Source organism: Chishuiella changwenlii (assembly GCF_900142565.1).
GTDB classification, from domain to species: Bacteria; Bacteroidota; Bacteroidia; order Flavobacteriales; family Weeksellaceae; genus Empedobacter; species Empedobacter changwenlii.
The window spans coordinates 288,263-305,184 of the sequence record NZ_FRBH01000007.1; the positions used below are offsets into that span (position 1 = coordinate 288,263).

Annotated in this window: 12 protein-coding genes, 2 tRNA genes and 1 riboswitch; of the genes, 9 read left to right on the top strand and 5 right to left on the bottom strand. The window is 30.5% G+C overall.

The features are described 5' to 3' along the window. On the top strand, window positions 1-2,730 hold the full coding sequence (locus BUA86_RS10560; RefSeq protein ID WP_072932499.1) for a carboxypeptidase regulatory-like domain-containing protein: 2,730 nt from the start codon (window positions 1-3) through the stop codon (window positions 2,728-2,730). Window positions 2,731-2,757: 27 nt separating this feature from the next. Beyond that, the gene (locus tag BUA86_RS10565; RefSeq protein WP_072932500.1) at window positions 2,758-4,140 is read left to right on the top strand and encodes a DUF5689 domain-containing protein; all 1,383 of its coding nucleotides are present in this window, start codon (window positions 2,758-2,760) and stop codon (window positions 4,138-4,140) included. A gap of 128 nt (window positions 4,141-4,268) precedes the next feature. Here BUA86_RS10565 and fbp read toward each other — a convergent pair whose 3' ends face one another. Next, window positions 4,269-5,285 (bottom strand): class 1 fructose-bisphosphatase, encoded by a 1,017-nt coding sequence (fbp, locus tag BUA86_RS10570; protein WP_072932501.1) that lies wholly within the window; start codon window positions 5,283-5,285, stop codon window positions 4,269-4,271. A 192-nt stretch (window positions 5,286-5,477) separates the two neighbouring features. On the opposite strand from fbp, the gene BUA86_RS10575 reads away from it, so the two are divergent. Together BUA86_RS10575 and BUA86_RS10580 are read left to right on the top strand one after the other, a co-directional pair. Continuing rightward, window positions 5,478-6,719 (top strand): aspartate kinase, encoded by a 1,242-nt coding sequence (locus tag BUA86_RS10575; RefSeq protein ID WP_072932502.1) that lies wholly within the window; start codon window positions 5,478-5,480, stop codon window positions 6,717-6,719. Next, window positions 6,720-8,585: a GNAT family N-acyltransferase gene (locus BUA86_RS10580; protein ID WP_072932503.1), complete on the top strand. Its 1,866-nt coding sequence runs from the start codon at window positions 6,720-6,722 to the stop codon at window positions 8,583-8,585. 71 nt (window positions 8,586-8,656) lie between these two features. Here BUA86_RS10580 and BUA86_RS10585 read toward each other — a convergent pair whose 3' ends face one another. Beyond that, window positions 8,657-9,070, bottom strand: a complete 414-nt coding sequence (locus BUA86_RS10585) for an acyl-CoA thioesterase (protein ID WP_072932505.1) — start codon at window positions 9,068-9,070, stop codon at window positions 8,657-8,659. Between the two features lie 79 nt (window positions 9,071-9,149). Continuing rightward, window positions 9,150-9,295: riboswitch (adenosylcobalamin (AdoCbl) riboswitch) on the bottom strand. A 112-nt stretch (window positions 9,296-9,407) separates the two neighbouring features. Here BUA86_RS10585 and BUA86_RS10590 point away from each other — a divergent pair. From BUA86_RS10590 to trxA, 5 genes are all read left to right on the top strand, one after another. After that, window positions 9,408-10,568 carry an LOG family protein gene (locus tag BUA86_RS10590; protein ID WP_072932506.1) on the top strand — a complete coding sequence of 387 codons (1,161 nt, stop codon included), beginning with the start codon at window positions 9,408-9,410 and terminating at the stop codon, window positions 10,566-10,568. A gap of 61 nt (window positions 10,569-10,629) precedes the next feature. Beyond that, window positions 10,630-10,702, top strand: a tRNA-Met gene (locus BUA86_RS10595). Window positions 10,703-10,708: 6 nt separating this feature from the next. After that, window positions 10,709-10,781: transfer RNA gene (locus BUA86_RS10600), tRNA-Met, on the top strand. Window positions 10,782-10,982: 201 nt separating this feature from the next. After that, the gene (locus tag BUA86_RS10605) at window positions 10,983-11,618 is read left to right on the top strand and encodes a suppressor of fused domain protein (protein ID WP_072932508.1); all 636 of its coding nucleotides are present in this window, start codon (window positions 10,983-10,985) and stop codon (window positions 11,616-11,618) included. A 227-nt stretch (window positions 11,619-11,845) separates the two neighbouring features. Next, a complete protein-coding gene (trxA, locus tag BUA86_RS10610) occupies window positions 11,846-12,193 on the top strand; it encodes a thioredoxin (protein ID WP_072932510.1) in 348 nt (115 codons plus the stop codon). A gap of 28 nt (window positions 12,194-12,221) precedes the next feature. Here trxA and BUA86_RS10615 read toward each other — a convergent pair whose 3' ends face one another. From BUA86_RS10615 to BUA86_RS10625, 3 genes are read right to left on the bottom strand one after another with little or no spacing between them, the layout of a single operon-like run. Then, entirely contained in the window at window positions 12,222-13,523 is a 1,302-nt protein-coding gene (locus BUA86_RS10615; RefSeq protein WP_072932511.1) for a TolC family protein, read from the bottom strand. A gap of 2 nt (window positions 13,524-13,525) precedes the next feature. Continuing rightward, window positions 13,526-15,685, bottom strand: coding sequence for a peptidase domain-containing ABC transporter (locus BUA86_RS10620; RefSeq protein WP_072932513.1), 2,160 nt, complete (start codon window positions 15,683-15,685; stop codon window positions 13,526-13,528). 22 nt (window positions 15,686-15,707) lie between these two features. Further along, complete coding sequence (locus BUA86_RS10625; RefSeq protein WP_072932515.1) at window positions 15,708-16,787, bottom strand: HlyD family secretion protein; 1,080 nt, start codon at window positions 16,785-16,787, stop codon at window positions 15,708-15,710. Window positions 16,788-16,922 lie beyond the last annotated feature (135 nt).

Genomic DNA, 16,922 nt, shown 5'->3' on the forward strand with positions numbered 1-16,922 from the left:
ATGAACAAATTATTGTTAAGTCTTTCACTCTTTGCTGCGACTGTTGCTATGGCACAAGCGCAAACAAAGATTACTGGAGTAGCTAAGAATGCTGCTACAGGAGAGGAGGTTTATAACCTCACTGTTCGATTGGAAGGTGTGGCAGTTAGTGATGCTGCAATAACTGATCGTATAGGTTATTTTCAATTTGTAGATATTCCTAATGGGACATACAAATTGCAGGTTTACGGAGTAGGGTACGATCCTTATGAAAAAGAGATCACTGTAGCAGATGAAAAAGAGCTAGATCTAGGTGATATTAAATTAACTTTTAATCCAAACACAGCGGAAGTTGGAATTATTACATTAACAGATGATGAATTATCTGATGATGAAAGTACAACAGCTTCAAATTCAGGAATTTTACAATCTTCTCGTGATGTATTTGCACGAGTTTCAGCTTACGAATTAGGTTCGTACTGGTTTAAACCAAGAGGTTTAGATAACAAATACAATGACATTCATTTTAATGGAGTTAGAATGAATAAAATGGATAACGGTCGTGCAACCTTCAACAACTGGGGAGGTTTAAATGATGTAACGCGTCGTCCAGAAGAATTAACTTACGGAATAGAGCCTTCAAATTATGCATTTGGAGATTTAGGAGGTGTAACAAATTTTGATACTCGTCCTTCTACTATGCGTAAAGGAACTAGCTTAGCTTATTCTAGTACAAACAGATCTTACAGAAACCGTGTTATGGCAACTTATAACACAGGTATGATGGATAACGGTTGGGCTTTCATGGTTTCAGGAAGTAGACGTTGGGCAGATGAAGGTCTTATTCAAGGAACTTTTTATGATGCTTATGCTTATTTTGTTGGTATAGAGAAAAAGATTAATAATAATCATACTTTAAACTTCACAAGTTTTGGTGCGCCAACTCGTCGTGCAACTGGTTCGCCAAATACACAAGAGGTTGTTGATATGAAAGGAATATATTACAATTCTTTTTGGGGATGGCAAGATGGTGAAAAACGTAACGAACGTATAAAGAAAACTTTTGAGCCAGTAAATATGTTAACGCACCATTGGGCGATTAACAATAAGTCTAAGTTAACAACAACTTTATCTTATCAATTTGGTAAAGAAAGTGGTTCTCGTTTAGATTGGTTTGCAGGAAATAATCCTTCACCAGTTTATTACAGAAATTTACCATCTTATATTGCATATAGTGGAGGTACTCAATCACAAGTTGATGCTCAAAGAGAGTTATGGACTAGTGGACAAATATCTCAATTAGATTGGGGAAGTTTATATAGAGCGAATGCTTTTCATGGAGAAAGAGCTGTTTATTGGTTAACTGCTGATGTAAATGAAGATAGAACAGCAACAGCTTACACTAACTTTCAAACAGAATTAGCTCCTAATATTGATGTAACGATTGCTGCATCTTATCAAAAAACTAATTCAAAATTATACCGTGAAGTTCAAGATTTGTTAGGTGCTGGATATGTGCTAAACAGAGATAACTTTTCAGGAGCATCATTTAATGTTTTAGATACTGATTATGTTGCAAGAAAAGGAGATAAGCAAGGGTATAACTATGAAATCAATCGTGATTATGCAGATTTATATGCTCAATCTAAAATCAAAGGTAAATACTTAGATGTAACAATCGGTATGAAAACGTCGATGACTAAGTTTTACAGAGATAGTAAATGGATGCATGGTTTATACCAAGATTCTTCTTATGGAAGAAGTAAAACATACGATTTCATTAACTACGGTGTTAAAACAAATTTCTTAGTAAAATTAGACGGACGTAACTTTATTCAAGCAAATGTAATGTATCAAACAGAGGCACCAACTTCTGATGAGATTTTTCCAAATGCTCGTGTAAATAATGTTACAGTTGAGGGTGTAGAAAGTGCGAAAATTTTCTCGAGTGATTTATCTTATGTTTTAAGAGCTCCTCGTGTAAAAGCACGTGCAACAGCTTTCTATACAAGAACTAAAGATGAAATAGAAAAAGCTTTTGGTTACATTGATGGAGCTAATGATCAAGTCTTTGTTTCAGAAGTAATGACAGGAGTAGGAAAAGAATACATGGGTACGGAATTAGCAATAGAAGCACAAATATTACCTGTATTAACAGTTTCTGCAGTAGCGTCTATTGGTCAATACCTTTATAAAGATAATCCTAATTATAATTTATATTCTGATGACTTCGCGAGATTTGAAGGGGTTCCTTACAAAGACTTCGGAACGGCATATCTAAATAATTATAAAGTAGGAAATGGACCACAATCTGGTTTCTCTCTTGGATTGGAATACCGTGATCCTAAATTTTGGTGGGTTGGAGTTTCTGGAAATTTCTTAGCAAATAATTATATTGATCCAGCTGCATTCCGTAGAACAGTTAATTTCTTTACTGATGCAAATGGAGATTTATTAAATGTTAATGAACAAGATTTAAAGAATGTTTTAAAACAGGAGAAATTAGACGACCAATTTATGTTGAATGTTAATCTAGGAAAAACTTTCCGTATAGGTAAATATTCTGCAGGTATTTCTGGAACAGTTAACAATGTTTTAAATAACAGAAATTACGTTACAGGAGGATTCGAACAATTAAGAATAGGTAACTATAACAATGCAATGAATAGTGATTACAGAACACTATTTGGTTCTAGAATGTTCTACGGAATGGGGACAACTTATTTTGCAAACATTTATTTCAGATTTTAATCAATTAGTTAGATAAAAAAAAATACAATGAATACAATTTCAAAATTAACAATAGCGGGAGTTTTAAGCTTAGGTTTATTTATCACGCAATCGTGTGTGCAGGATGACGATTATGCTACACCACCTATTGAATGTGCAGACAAATTAGTCGCAAATATTACTTTACCTGAATTACTTACTAAAATAAATTCTAATCAAATTCAGTTAGATAGTAATGGAGCAGTTGCAGAAGATTTAGTATTTGATGCTTATGTTATTTCTAGTGACGAAACTGGAAACTTTTACAAAACAATATCTATGCAAGATAAAGTAAAAGCTCCAACAGCAGGTATCCAAATAGAAATTGATGGAACAAACTTATATACAGAGTACGCTGTAGGATCAAGAGTTCAAGTAAACTTAAAAGGATTAGTTGTTGCTAGAGATAGAGGAATTATGAAAATTGGTTCTGTGGATCCTACTTATGCAGTAGGACGTATTCCTTCAGCAAACATGAAGAAATATTTAGTTAGAACTTGTGATCCAATTCAAACTATAGAGCCTAAAGTTGTAGCTAATTTAACAGAAGCTTTAAAAGCAGAAAATTTAAATTTATTAGTTACAATTAACAATGTACAATTCCAAGATCCAGAAGGAGATAAAACATATGGTGTTGCAGCAACAACTGTAAACCGTCTTTTAATTGATAAATCAGGTAAAACAGTAGATTTACGTAATTCAGGATATGCAAAATGGTATAATGATGCATTACCAACAACTAGTGGAGCAATTACAGTTGTAGTTAGTATTTACAATTCTACTTATCAATTATACATCCGTGATACAAACGATGTTAAATTTGATCAACCTCGTTTTGAAACTGGTGGAGGTACAAATCCAGGAGAAGGAAATAATCAAGAAGCTGCAAACTTATTCTTTAAAGGTTCTGATTTTAACAACTGGACTGATTTCTTAGCATCATTAAACTCTTTCAAAGTAACAGCAGGTTTAGCTGTACAAGGAACAGGAACAGGTAGAGATGGATCTAATTCTTTCTATTTAAATGGAACTACTGGAACTACAAACCCTTATGTTTTCACAGCTACTGCAGGTACATTAACTATTCCAGAAAATGCTACAAAAATTACAATGTGGGTGAAAGGAAGTGCTGCTAAATCTTTATCATTTAACCTTGATACAACTTCAGGACGTGTATTTTATAATGTTGGAGATTTTGGTGCAGCAAATGCAACATTCACATCTCAATCTAGTAATGCATATATCGGAACATTTGATACAAATGGAGAGTGGCGTTTAATAACACTTAATATTGCTGGACTTACATTAGTAAAAACAGGTGACTTATTTGCTTTAAAAGCAGGTTCAAACACAAAATATGATATTCATATTGACAACATCAAAATTGACTAATTAGTTAATTTTAATAAATTATAATTTAAAGCCAGAAGATTTATCTTCTGGCTTTTTTTATTATATGGAAATAAAAAAAGCTGGTTTTACAATTTGTAAAACCAGCTTTTAAAATATTATTCTTTTGATTATTTTAATTCTTCGCGACGCATAAAATCCTCAGCCTTTTCTACCATGTTTTTAGATCCACAAAAGAAAGGGATGCGTTGGTGTAATTCTGTTGGTTCAATGTCCATAATACGATTAAAACCGTCCGAAGCTTTTCCTCCAGCTTGTTCAGCAATAAATGCCATCGGATTACATTCGTATAATAAACGTAATTTTCCATTAGGATTATTTGTTCCACTTGGATAAATGTAAATTCCACCTTTTAGCATATTACGATGAAAATCAGAACAAAGAGAACCAATGTAACGAGAAGTATAAGGACGATCTCCTTCATCTGCTTGGCAATACTTAATGTAATCTTTTACACCTTGAGGGAATTTTACATAATTTCCTTCATTCACCGAATAAATATTCCCATCATCTGGAATTGTCATATTCGGGTGAGATAAATAGAATGTCCCAATTCCCGGATTTAATGTAAATCCATTTACACCATTTCCTGTTGTATAAACTAACATTGTAGATGTTCCGTAAATTACATATCCAGCAGCGACTTGTTTATTTCCTGCTTGTAAAAAGTCTTCTATTGTAACAGGTGTTCCTGGTTCTGTAACACGGTGATAAATAGAAAAAATAGTTCCTACAGAAACATTAACATCAATATTAGATGAACCATCTAAAGGATCAATTAAAACAACATATTTACTGTTTTTAGAATTTTCTGTCGATTTAATCGAGATAAAATCTTCGTTTTCTTCAGATGCGATTCCACAAACAACTTCACGTTGAGATAATGTTTCGATAAATGTATCATTGGCAAAAACATCTAATTTTTGTTGTTTTTCTCCTTGTACATTTTCGTTTCCAAATTCACCCAAGATGTTAACTAATCCTGCTTTGTTTACTTTATAGTTTACGACTTTTGTGGCTAATTTTATAGAGCTTAGCAAGCGAGATAGCTCTCCAGTAGAGTAAATAAAATCTGCTTGATTTTCTATAATAAACTCTCCTAGAGTTTGATGAGAATTTTTTGTCATAATTGTGTTTTGGTGGTCAAATATCGGAATAAATATGAGAAATTCAATCATTTCAAACGTTTGAAATGGCTATAATAACATGAATATCATCATATAAATTCTATTTCAAATTTAATTAATTAAGTTCAATAATTAATCTTCTACTTTAATTATATTTGCAAGTTATTATTTACAAAAAAATTTTTATAAGAAATGAAAGTTTTCAAATTTGGTGGAGCATCAGTAAAAGATGCCGCTGGCGTTAGAAATGTAGCAGATTTATTACAATCTGTTGGTTACGAGAATACATGTGTAATTGTTTCTGCTATGGGCAAGACAACAAATGCATTGGAAGAAGTAGTCAAACGCTATTTTGAAAATGAAGATTTCGAAAAGACAATTAGTGGTGTAAAAGAACAACATATTACTTTGGCGAAAGAGTTGTTTGAGAATCCTACAGATGTATCAAACGAGATTTCTCAATTTTTTGATGATATCGTATCATTCTTAAGAAGAAATAAATCGCCAAACTACAGTTATGTTTATGATCAAGTTGTTTGTTGTGGAGAATTAATTTCTACAAAAATAATCAGTATGTATCTTAATTCAATCAACATTAAAAATGATTGGTTAGACGTACGTGATTATATTAAGACAGATGATACTTACCGTGAGGGGAAAGTAAATTGGTCTTTAACGGAACAAAATATTAAAAAAATATCACCAAAAGGGTTATTTATTACACAAGGTTTCTTAGGGTCTGATTCTAATTTTTTCACAACAACATTAGGTAGAGAAGGATCAGATTATTCAGCTGCAATATTCGCTTACTGTTTTAATGCAGAAAGTATGACGATTTGGAAAGATGTACCTGGTGTTTTAAATGCAGATCCACGTTATTTTGAAGAAACACAATTGTTAAATCATATTTCTTATGAAGAAGCAATAGAGTTAGCTTATTACGGAGCTTCTGTTATTCACCCAAAAACTTTACAACCTTTACAACAAAAAGAAATTCCATTTTTTGTGAAATCTTTTATCAATCCAACAGAGAACGGAACAGAAGTTGCCAAAGGGGAAGCATTAAGCCCAGAAGTACCTTGTTTTATCTTAAAAAGAGAACAACATTTGGTGCGATTATCAAGTAAAGATTTTTCTTTTATAACAGAAGATAAATTAAGTGGGATATTTAATCAATTATATGATTATCAGATAAAAGTTAATTTAATGCAAAATTCTGCAATTTCATTATCTTTATGTCTAGAAGATAAATACAACAACTTAGATAAGTTTGTTGCCGATATGAACGAAGCCTATAAAGTACAAGAAGAAAACGATGTTTTATTGTATACAATTCGCCATTTTGATGACAACTCTGATAAAGTTGTTCCAACTGAAAAAGAACTTTTACGTCAAACAGTACGTGAAACATTACAAATTGTTGTTAAAGCTTAGATGAGTTTAGTTACTACACAGGATATATATACAGCTTCAGGACTTTCAAAAATAGGAATTTTTGGTAAGCCTATTGCTTGGGCACTGAAAAAAGCTTTCAGTATCGATCAATTGAATAAACTATACAATGGAGGGAAAGATTTAGCATGTGAACCTTTCTTGGATTATTTAATTGATGACCTTGGAGTGGATTATGAAATCCATGAAGAAGATTTAAAACGTATTCCGAAAGAAGGTCCTTTTGTAATAGTTTCTAATCATCCTCTTGGTGCATTGGACGGAATTATTATGATGCATTTTATGTCTAAGATTCGTCCAGATTTTAAGATAATGGGAAATTTTTTATTACAAAAAATAAAACCATTAGAGCCAATGATTATTCCAGTTAATCCTTTCGAAACACGAAAAGATGCTTATAATAGTCTTACTGGAATGCGTGAAACGTTACAACTATTACGTTCTGGAGGATGTTTGGGTATTTTTCCTGCTGGAGAAGTTTCTTATCGTGACGATGATAGAAATATTATCGACAGAGAATGGCAAGAAACAGCAATGAAGTTAATAAAGAAAGCAAAAGTTCCTGTTGTACCTATGTTTTTTAGAGCTAGAAACAGTAATGTATTTTACCGTTTAGCAAAACTTCATCCAGATTTTCAGACAGCATTATTGCCATCTGAAATGATGAAAAAAAGAACACGAGCAATACAAATCCGTATTGGTAAACCAGTTCTACAAAAACAACAAGACGAACATTGTGATATTAATGATTATACTGCTTTTTTAAGAAAGAAAACGTATATGCTTTCTTCTTATTATAATAAGAAAAGAAGCTTTACAGAGGTCTTAAAAAACCCATCGAATATCGAATTAAAAATGCCTACTTTACCAAGTTTATCATCATCAAACAAAAAAGTAAAACCAATTGTAGCTGAAACTTCTTTGGATTTAATTTTAAATGATATTCAAGGATTACATAAAGATGAGGATGCCCTATTATTTACAAATAATAATTACGAATGCTTTTTTGCAAAAGCAGAAAGTATACCTAATATTTTAAGAGAGATAGGTCGTTTACGAGAGATTACGTTTAGAGAAATTGGTGAAGGAACAAATGATGAAATAGATTTAGATCGTTTTGATAATCATTATCACCATTTATTTTTATGGGATAAAGATGCTTCTAAAATTGTTGGTGCTTACCGTATGGCAATCGGTGCTGAGGTTTTTGAAAAATATGGAATTAATGGTTTTTATGTGAATGAATTATTCAACTTTGATCCAGAAATTCATCCTTTCTTTAAAAAGTGTATCGAAATGGGGCGTGCTTTTGTTACATCAGAGTACCAGCAAAAACCAATGCCTTTATTCTTATTATGGAGAGGAATTGTACATATTACATTAAGAAATCCACATCAAAAATTTATTATTGGAGGAGTAAGTATCAGTAATCAATTTTCAGATTTTTCTAAATCGTTAATGATTGAGTTTATGAAATCTCATTATTATGATTCTACGGTTGCACAATATGTTCGTGCAAAAAATGAATTTAAAGTGAAATTAAAAGAAGAGGATAAAGAATTTATCTTTGATGAATCTGAAGCTGACTTAAATAAATTTGATAAATTAATTGATGAATTAGAACCAAACGTATTACGTTTACCAGTTTTAATTAAAAAGTATATTAAACAGAATGCGAAAGTAATTGCATTTAATGTTGATCCAAAATTTAATGATGCAATTGATGGTTTAATGTATATCCGAGTTTCTGATATACCAGAATCTACTGTTCGTCCAGTTTTAGAAGATATACAAGCAGAATTAGACAAGAAAATAAAATCAGGAAAATTTGATGGTAGTATCATCTAACTTTTTCCAAATATAAAAATAAATAAAGCCTGCTTTTAGCAGGCTTTATTCGTATAATTTTTTATCAATTACTAATCAATAACAGGAACTGGGCGCTTGTTTTCGTTAATCGCTACTAGTGTAAACGTTCCAGAAATAGCTTTGTCTATTCCATCTCTGTACATACTTTCTATGTAAACATCAACTTGTACATCTAAACTTGTGCGTCCTACACGAACAACTCTACCCACAAACTCTACCAAGGTACCAGCAGGAATAGCGTGTTTAAAATCAATTTTATCACTACTTACAGTAACAATTGGTTTACGACAGAAACGAGTTGCTGTCATAAAAGCAACTTCATCCATTAAGTACATTACAGCTCCACCAAACATCGTATTGTGATGGTTAGTATCACCAGGAAAAACGGCTTTAGAAACTCTTGTTTCCGAATCATTAATGCGTTTATCAATCAATTCTTCTCTTGTTGTTTTTTCCACTTCCATTATCATATTTTTACACGTTGCATTTCAAAATTATTCAGTCGATAATGTTTTTTGTGGTTGTTTGATGGTTTCATAACTTATAATTTTTTTGCTTTTTTCGCGAAAGCTAAAAGGTGAATAATAACTCAAGAATGGTAATCTGACTTATCATAATATATGATTTACAGTTGCGCGACAGTTCGTGAATTTCACACGATTCCCCAAAGTAATGAGCTCTAATAAAGTGCAAATATAATTTAGAAAAATGAAATTTTTGAGATTAATTAAAATGAATTCGTTCATTTAGAATAAATCGTGTAAATTCAAATCTTATAAATTTTGCTAAGCAGAAATAAAAATGAAGATAAAACCAATCAAAGATTTAATTCATAATTTAAGTGAATGGAAAGAATTAATTTCTCAAACAACCGATTTAACCAATAAAGTCATTCAAGACGTTAATTTCATCAAAGAAAATATTAATTGGGAAGAATATAATTTATGTAATACAACTTTTTTAGGGTGTAAATTTAAACAAGGAGAAGCTATACATTTAATAGAAAGAGGAGCTTTTGTTTATCCTAAATTTTCAGATATACCCTATAATCCATATAGAGGAAAACTATATACTTGGGAAGAATTGATGGAAGGATATAGTCCAGTTGTTGATAAAAGTAAAGACTTAGAAATCTATAAACATTTTGTAAAACATAAGTATAACCCATCTGTTTCGGAAGCAATGGCACAACGTTTACACGATTTGTCTATTGATGATGGTTTACGTCGTATTTTAGAGTATGATGAATTAGGAATGACAAAGAAGAAAGTCGTAGGCTTTATGGGAGGACATTCTACTGCAAGAAATTCCGTATTTTATAATGAGACAGCACTGGCAGCAAAAAGAGCAACAGAAAAAGGATATTATGTTGTTTCTGGTGGAGGACCTGGTATTATGGAAGCGGCAAACTTAGGTGCTTACATGGCAAATTATTCTGATGAAGATTTAATGAAAGCTATTTTTATTTTATCTGAATTAGATTTCACTGATGAAAATAAGACCGAATATTTAGCTACGAATTATATTACAAATGCAAAAAGAGTTTTAGAAATTTATCCTAATGGGCAAGAAAGTTTAGCAATTCCGACATGGTTTTATGGACATGAGCCAAGTAACTTATTTGCAACACATATTGCAAAATATTTCTCGAACAGTATAAGAGAGGATATGTTATTAACAATAAGTTTATTTGGATTGGTTTATGCACCTGGAAGTGCGGGAACAACCCAAGAAATTTTTCAGGAAGCTGCACAAAACCATTATGGAACATCAGGTTATTATAGTCCAATGGTTTTTTTAAGTAAAAAAAGATACGTTGAAGACACATCAATTTATTCTGTTTTGCATCAATTAGCGATAGGTAAACCGTATAAAGAATTGTTGTTTTTAACAGACAATGCTGAACACGTCATTGATTTTATTGAGAAAAACCCTCCAATTAGAGTAAAATTGGGTGATTAATAAAAAAAATGAAAAAATATTTTGTAGATTAAAAATAGTTTGTATATTTGCAATCCAATAACGCGAGATGGAGCAGTAGGTAGCTCGTCGGGCTCATAACCCGAAGGTCACAGGTTCGAGTCCTGTTCTCGCTACTAAATCGCGAGGTGGAGCAGTAGGTAGCTCGTCGGGCTCATAACCCGAAGGTCATCGGTTCGAGTCCGGTCCTCGCTACTACAAAGAGAGTTTCTTAATTAGAAACTCTCTTTTTTTATTATTAGATATTAGATATTAGATATTAGATATTAGATATTAGATATTAGATATTAGATATTAGATATTGATTTAGCTTAAAAACTAAAAGACATAAAAACATAACATCACAACATCCTCAAGTCTTATGTCTTAAACTTCCTTAATCACTATATTTGTAAAATGAATATAGAAGAATATAAAGAACAATATAAAAAAGACCAAGCTGTTGGAGCATTATCTATAGAAAAACGCTTAAAACAAGTATATGGTAACTTGGAACCAAGATTTTATTCACCGCAAGTGATGTCTTTCCAAGGTGGAGAGGAACCAATTGATGGTGTTGCCGTTTTTGATGTAAATGGTTATCACCATTTAGTAAGTTACGGTATGTCTCATTTATATTATTCAGAAGAAAGTGCTGGTGCAGAATTTAGCAAATGGGGATTTGAATTCTCCTTTCGTGTAAAACCTGTAAAAGAAGATGAAGGTGAAGATCCTTTTTGGGTAATTCAATTAATGAATAACTTAGGAAGATTTGTCAATGAAACGAAAGTTTGGTTCGAGGAATATCAATTTTTACCATTAGGAGGCCCAATCCGTGCAGATTCTGATACAGATATTGTAGGAATTGCTTTTGTAAAAGATGATGATTTAGACGAAATAGATACACCGCATGGTAAAGTTATTTTTCTACAAATGATAGGACTAAATTCTAAACAATTAAAGCGTTTAGAAGATAACTCTACAAAAGAAGAAATAATGACAGTACTAAATGAAATTAAGTCAGTTAACCCAAAATTTGTGACAGAATTATAGTTAAATTTTTAACACTAGATAGTATTCTGTCTTAAATATTGTTAAATGTAAACTTAACGTTATCAACTAATTAAACTTGGTATTTATTTTGCTTTATATAAAGTGTTAGTAGCACTAACGGTAGAGTAAATTTTTCATAGGTTAGGTTAGTAGTTAGGTAAAACTAATTATGAAGCACTTCTTCGGAAGTGCTTTTTTTATATCTTTAGATGAGAATATAAAAGACCATGTTTAAAAATTTATTCAAGAAAAATAATTCAGTTAACCAAGAACAAAAGACCATGACATTTGAAGAAATAATAGATTCGGAACAACCTATATTGTTAGACTTTTTTGCGACATGGTGTGGACCATGTCAAATGATGGGACCAATTTTACAACAAGTAAAAGAAGAATTGGGAGATGAAGTTAAAATATTAAAAGTAGATATAGATAAGTATAGAGATTTAGCTGCGAAATACCAAGTACAAAGTGTTCCTACTTTTGCTATTTTTAAAAATAGCCAATTACTTTGGAAAGAGAGTGGTGCTAAACCAAAAGAATATTTAGTAAACGAATTAAAAAAGCATATATAAAAAAAGCGTCTCATTTGAGACGCTTTTTTTATTGTTTTCCTAAATAAATATTAAGTAACTCTAAATTAAATGAATAACTATATTTAGCTTTTATTAATTCTGCTTCAGCTTGTTTTAAATTATTTCGTAAAATATTTAAATCATATATAGTAGACACTCCCGCATCAAAACTTATGACACCATAATCATGCGTTACTTGGCTAGTTTCTACCAATTTTTTTGAAGCGAGATAAGTTTCATAAAACAATTCAATATTCAAAAATATATTCCGAAGTTCTTGTTCGATAGTTAGAGTTTGTAATTTATAAGATTCTTGTGCATATAAACGATTCATATCAGCTTGTTCAATCTGATTTTTTATAATTCCTTTACTGTATATAGGAATGGTAAGATTAAATGCTAATTGCTGTGTGAAATTATCTAAATTTTGTTTTAAAAAATTTCTGTTCATTGATTGATTTACAAAAGAATTAAAATAAAAAGATCCTACTCCTGCATTAAAAGATAATTTAGGATATTGTCTTGTTTTTATAATCTCTTTATTTAACACTTCAATATTGATATTCAACTTTGATTGATTTATAGATGGATTATCCTCTTTTACTTTGCGAATAATTTCCTCAAAATCGATTAATTGAATATTTATATCGTCATCTATTGGCACAACTTCAAAATTGTCTGAATAATCTATTTGTAGCGTTTGAGTAAGTGCTTGAATAGATTTTTTTTTTTCTAATTTTGCCTTTGTATAATTAAAATTCTCTTTTATGAATTCTGCTTCAGCTTCTTTTAAATCCTTTTTAGAACTTACTCCAACCTTTTGAGATTTTTCTACTTTTTTAAAAATATCTTGAGCATACAGCATATTATTATAATTAACTTTCTCTATTTCTTTGTTTAATAATACAGAGAGATAATGTTCAATAATTTTAATAGATAATTGTTGTTTAAAAGTTTCTCCTTTGTAGAAAGAAACATCAGTTTCATAAATTGATTTTTTTACATTCTTATCAATTAGTTTATGATTGTAAAGAATAAATTCAGAAGAGATAGAAGTTGAAGCATTTAAATTATCATTTCTTCTATTGGTTCCAAAAATATCTTGCTGTTGCCCAAAAGAAAATGTGCTCGTATTTGAGGCAGCAACATTTGGTAGTCGCTCCCTTTTATTAATTTCTACATCTTTTTGTTTAATATGTTGTTCTATATTATTCTTTTTTACATCAATATTGCTTTTTAAAGCATATTCTACGCAGTCTTTTAAAGTCCATGTTTGCGCACTTAAAAAAGAACAAGTCAAAAAGTAACAACAAATAAGTAATCTTAACATAATTAATTGATGCTTAATGTTTGTTTCTTCCAAAGTGAAGCATATTTACCATCAACCTTAATCAGTTCTTCGTGACTTCCTTCTTCAATTAAATTTCCTTTTTCTAATACTAGAATATTATCAGCAAAAGCAATTGTACTTAATCGATGAGCAATAATTATCATTGTTCTTCCTTTATTCTTAAAGTCAATTAAAGTTTTTTGAATAATTTGTTCTGATTCTGTATCTAAGGCTGAGGTAGCTTCATCTAAAATTAATATTTCTGGGTCTTTGTATAGAGCTCTTGCAATTGCAATACGTTGCTTTTGACCTCCAGATAGCATTGCTCCATTTTCACCTAAATGTGTTTGAAATCCATTAGGTAAATTTTCTATAAATTCTAAAATACCAATCGACTTTGAAATGTCTAAAATTCGTTGAACATCTGGGAAATCTTCACCTAAAGCAATATTTTCTATTACATTTCCTGAAAATAAATCGATTTGTTGGGCAACGGTAGAAACTAAATTTCGAAGAGAATAATTCGAAATGTAATTTAAATCATAACTTCCAATAGTTATTTTTCCACTTTTCAGAGGATATAAATTTTGTAATAATGCTGCTATAGTTGTTTTTCCAGATCCACTTTCACCTACAATAGCAGTTGTTTTTCCTTTCGGAATAAAACAACTAAAGTCTTTAAAAACATCGACTCTACTTCCGTAGCTAAACTCTATATTTTTGAATGATATATCTCCAATATTTTCTCGTGTTAATTCGAATTTATCAGTCATTTCTTCTCTTTCTAAATCCATTATTTCGAATAAACGATCTGCTGCAATAACTGCATTTTGAACAGTTTTATTTAAGCCTATTAACTCTGTTACAGGAGAAGTGAAATAACCAATTAGAGCATAAAATGACAATAATTCACCAGGAGTAATGGTTTGATCGATAACATAACTAGATCCAACCCAAAGTAATATAATGGTGAAAATTCTAGATAAAAATTCTGTAGAACTTCCAGAAAATAAAGAATTAAGTATAGACTTATAAATGGTTTTTAAAAGTTTTGAAAATAAATTATCTGTTTTATTATTTTCAAATGTTTCTAAACCAAATTGCTTTATTGTTCTAACTGAATTAATGGATTCTACTAAATGAGACTCTAAGTCCGCAGAATCCTCCATTAATTGACGTTCTACTTTTTTATTCAGTTTATTGGTAATCCAATATATTATAAAATAGAAAGGAATAACAATTGCGATAATTAAAGCGAGTTTCCAATAGTAGGTAAACATTAAAGCAAAAGAGAAAATTATTGTAAAAATGTTGACAAAAATTTGAATTGAAGCATCGTTAATAAAGCTTCTAATTTTTACAGCATCATTTATTCTTGAGGTAATTTCCCCAATTTTCATCGTATCAAAAAAACGTTGTGGTAAATCTAAAAGATGTTTATAGTATCCTAAAATTAAATGTTTATCAATTTTCTGTCCTGTATGTACCATTAAAACACTTTTCATAGAACCAATGTATATCTGAAAAATAAGAATGATAATCATTCCTATAGATAAGATGTTTAATAAGCGTGTGTTACCATCTATTAAAACATAATCTGTTATTTTTTCAATATAAATAGAGCTAGATAAACCAAGTAAAGTGTAAACTATTGCACCTAGTAATGCTTGTATTAAAACTGTTTTATGCGGTTGTATTAGATGCCAAAAACGAGTATATATGCTTGTTTTTTCATTTCGTTGTTCAAAATATTCATTTGGTTCTAAAAGAATTAAAACACCAGTCCATATTTTTGAGAATTCTTCTAAGCTATAAGTCTCTATTTTTCCTGTCCCTGGATCCATAACAGATATAATCTCTTTCTGAACTTTATAAATGACTACATAATGATGCATTGTTCCATTTACAACAATATGTGCAATGGCAGGTAAAGGAATTTGAGGAATTGCAGAAATATCTCCTTTTACGCCTTTGGCATTAAATCCAAGTTCGTTTAATCCCTGAATCATTCCTAAAACATTGGTTCCTCTTGTATCAGTATGACATATTTGTCTTACTCTAGCAATAGGAATTAATCTCCCGTAATGTGCACAAATAGAAGCTAAACAAGCTGCACCACAATCCTTATAATCATGTTGCTTAACAAGAGTTGCTTTTTTCATAAGTTGTTGGTTTAGTTGTATTTTATTCTTTTAATCTCGGATTGAACCAATTATCAACTCTATCAAATAAAAGTTGCCATAATGTGCGGTCTATTAAGTGGAAGCGTGTGGTTAAAGTCATTCCCTTTTCAATATTTCCCTTATAACCGTTTTTTAGTTGAAGATAATTCTTGTCCATTGAGCAAAGCACTCTAAAAAAAGTATTTCCTGTTTGTTGATCTACAGTTATATTCTGATCTACTTGTATTACTTTCCCTGTTAACAAACCCCATTGATTGTAATTATAAGTATCCATTTGTATTTTAACGAGCTGATTAATATGAATAAAACCAATATCTTTAGGTGATACATAAGTTTCTATAATAAGAGACTCATCGGGAGAAATACTTCCTATCTCTTGTCCTTGAATTATATAGTTTCCTTTTTGTATACCAGAAAAGTTAACTAACCTACCATTCATAGGAGCTGTTACAATATAATTTTTTGATTCTTGATGTATTCTTGTAGACTCTGCATTTAATGAACGAATTTGACGTTCAATCTCTCTTTTTTGAGCTTGCCATTGTGCAGTTTGTTCTTCTTTAATTGTTGCTATTTGTCGTCTTAAATTTTCAACATTAAATAAATTTTTATCATATTCAGCTTGTGAAAAAATATCTTGTTCAAATAATTTTTTTGTTCGATTAAAATCTTTTTCAGCTAATTTTAATTGTGCATTTATTTGCGCAATTTTTTCGTTCATTGCAGAAAGTTCTCGTTGATATTGTCCTGTTTGCAATGAGGAGTAATTTCCCATTACCAGTTTATTTAGATCAGCTAATTGAGCATGATAATCTGACGCTTGATTATTCTGTAAGTTTTTTTGTGTTTCTAATTGTTCTGCAGTTACAACTAAAAGTGTATCTCCTTTATTAACAATTTGATTATTTTGAGAAAGAGAAGTTTTTATAATTCTTCCGTTAACTACAGATGTTAGTTTTGTATTTTCTGTGTAGGAACGTACAATCCCACGAGAGGAAGATGTAATGGGTATTCTAATTATAGGTAATAGGAAAAGTATTACGAATATGAATAATAGAATAGGTAGGTAGATTTTTTTCATAACTAAGATTAAAATTATCTTATAGTTTTAATTTATGTTATAGGATGGCTTTAGTAAATAATAGCTTTCATTTTTTATTAAATGCTTTTAATAGTCTGAATAATAAATTGGTATGATAGTTTAACAAAGAACAAT

What these genes read in the sequence shown, in the direction of transcription:
- trxA (WP_072932510.1), top strand. Translation starts at nt 11,846, where the DNA reads ATGTTTAAAAATTTATTCAAGAAAAATAATTCAGTTAACCAAGAACAA.
- fbp (WP_072932501.1), bottom strand. Translation starts at nt 5,285, where the DNA reads ATGACAAAAAATTCTCATCAAACTCTAGGAGAGTTTATTATAGAAAAT.
- BUA86_RS10605 (WP_072932508.1), top strand. Translation starts at nt 10,983, where the DNA reads ATGAATATAGAAGAATATAAAGAACAATATAAAAAAGACCAAGCTGTT.
- BUA86_RS10575 (WP_072932502.1), top strand. Translation starts at nt 5,478, where the DNA reads ATGAAAGTTTTCAAATTTGGTGGAGCATCAGTAAAAGATGCCGCTGGC.
- BUA86_RS10560 (WP_072932499.1), top strand. Translation starts at nt 1, where the DNA reads ATGAACAAATTATTGTTAAGTCTTTCACTCTTTGCTGCGACTGTTGCT.
- BUA86_RS10590 (WP_072932506.1), top strand. Translation starts at nt 9,408, where the DNA reads ATGAAGATAAAACCAATCAAAGATTTAATTCATAATTTAAGTGAATGG.
- BUA86_RS10580 (WP_072932503.1), top strand. Translation starts at nt 6,720, where the DNA reads ATGAGTTTAGTTACTACACAGGATATATATACAGCTTCAGGACTTTCA.
- BUA86_RS10625 (WP_072932515.1), bottom strand. Translation starts at nt 16,787, where the DNA reads ATGAAAAAAATCTACCTACCTATTCTATTATTCATATTCGTAATACTT.
- BUA86_RS10620 (WP_072932513.1), bottom strand. Translation starts at nt 15,685, where the DNA reads ATGAAAAAAGCAACTCTTGTTAAGCAACATGATTATAAGGATTGTGGT.
- BUA86_RS10585 (WP_072932505.1), bottom strand. Translation starts at nt 9,070, where the DNA reads ATGGAAGTGGAAAAAACAACAAGAGAAGAATTGATTGATAAACGCATT.
- BUA86_RS10565 (WP_072932500.1), top strand. Translation starts at nt 2,758, where the DNA reads ATGAATACAATTTCAAAATTAACAATAGCGGGAGTTTTAAGCTTAGGT.
- BUA86_RS10615 (WP_072932511.1), bottom strand. Translation starts at nt 13,523, where the DNA reads ATGTTAAGATTACTTATTTGTTGTTACTTTTTGACTTGTTCTTTTTTA.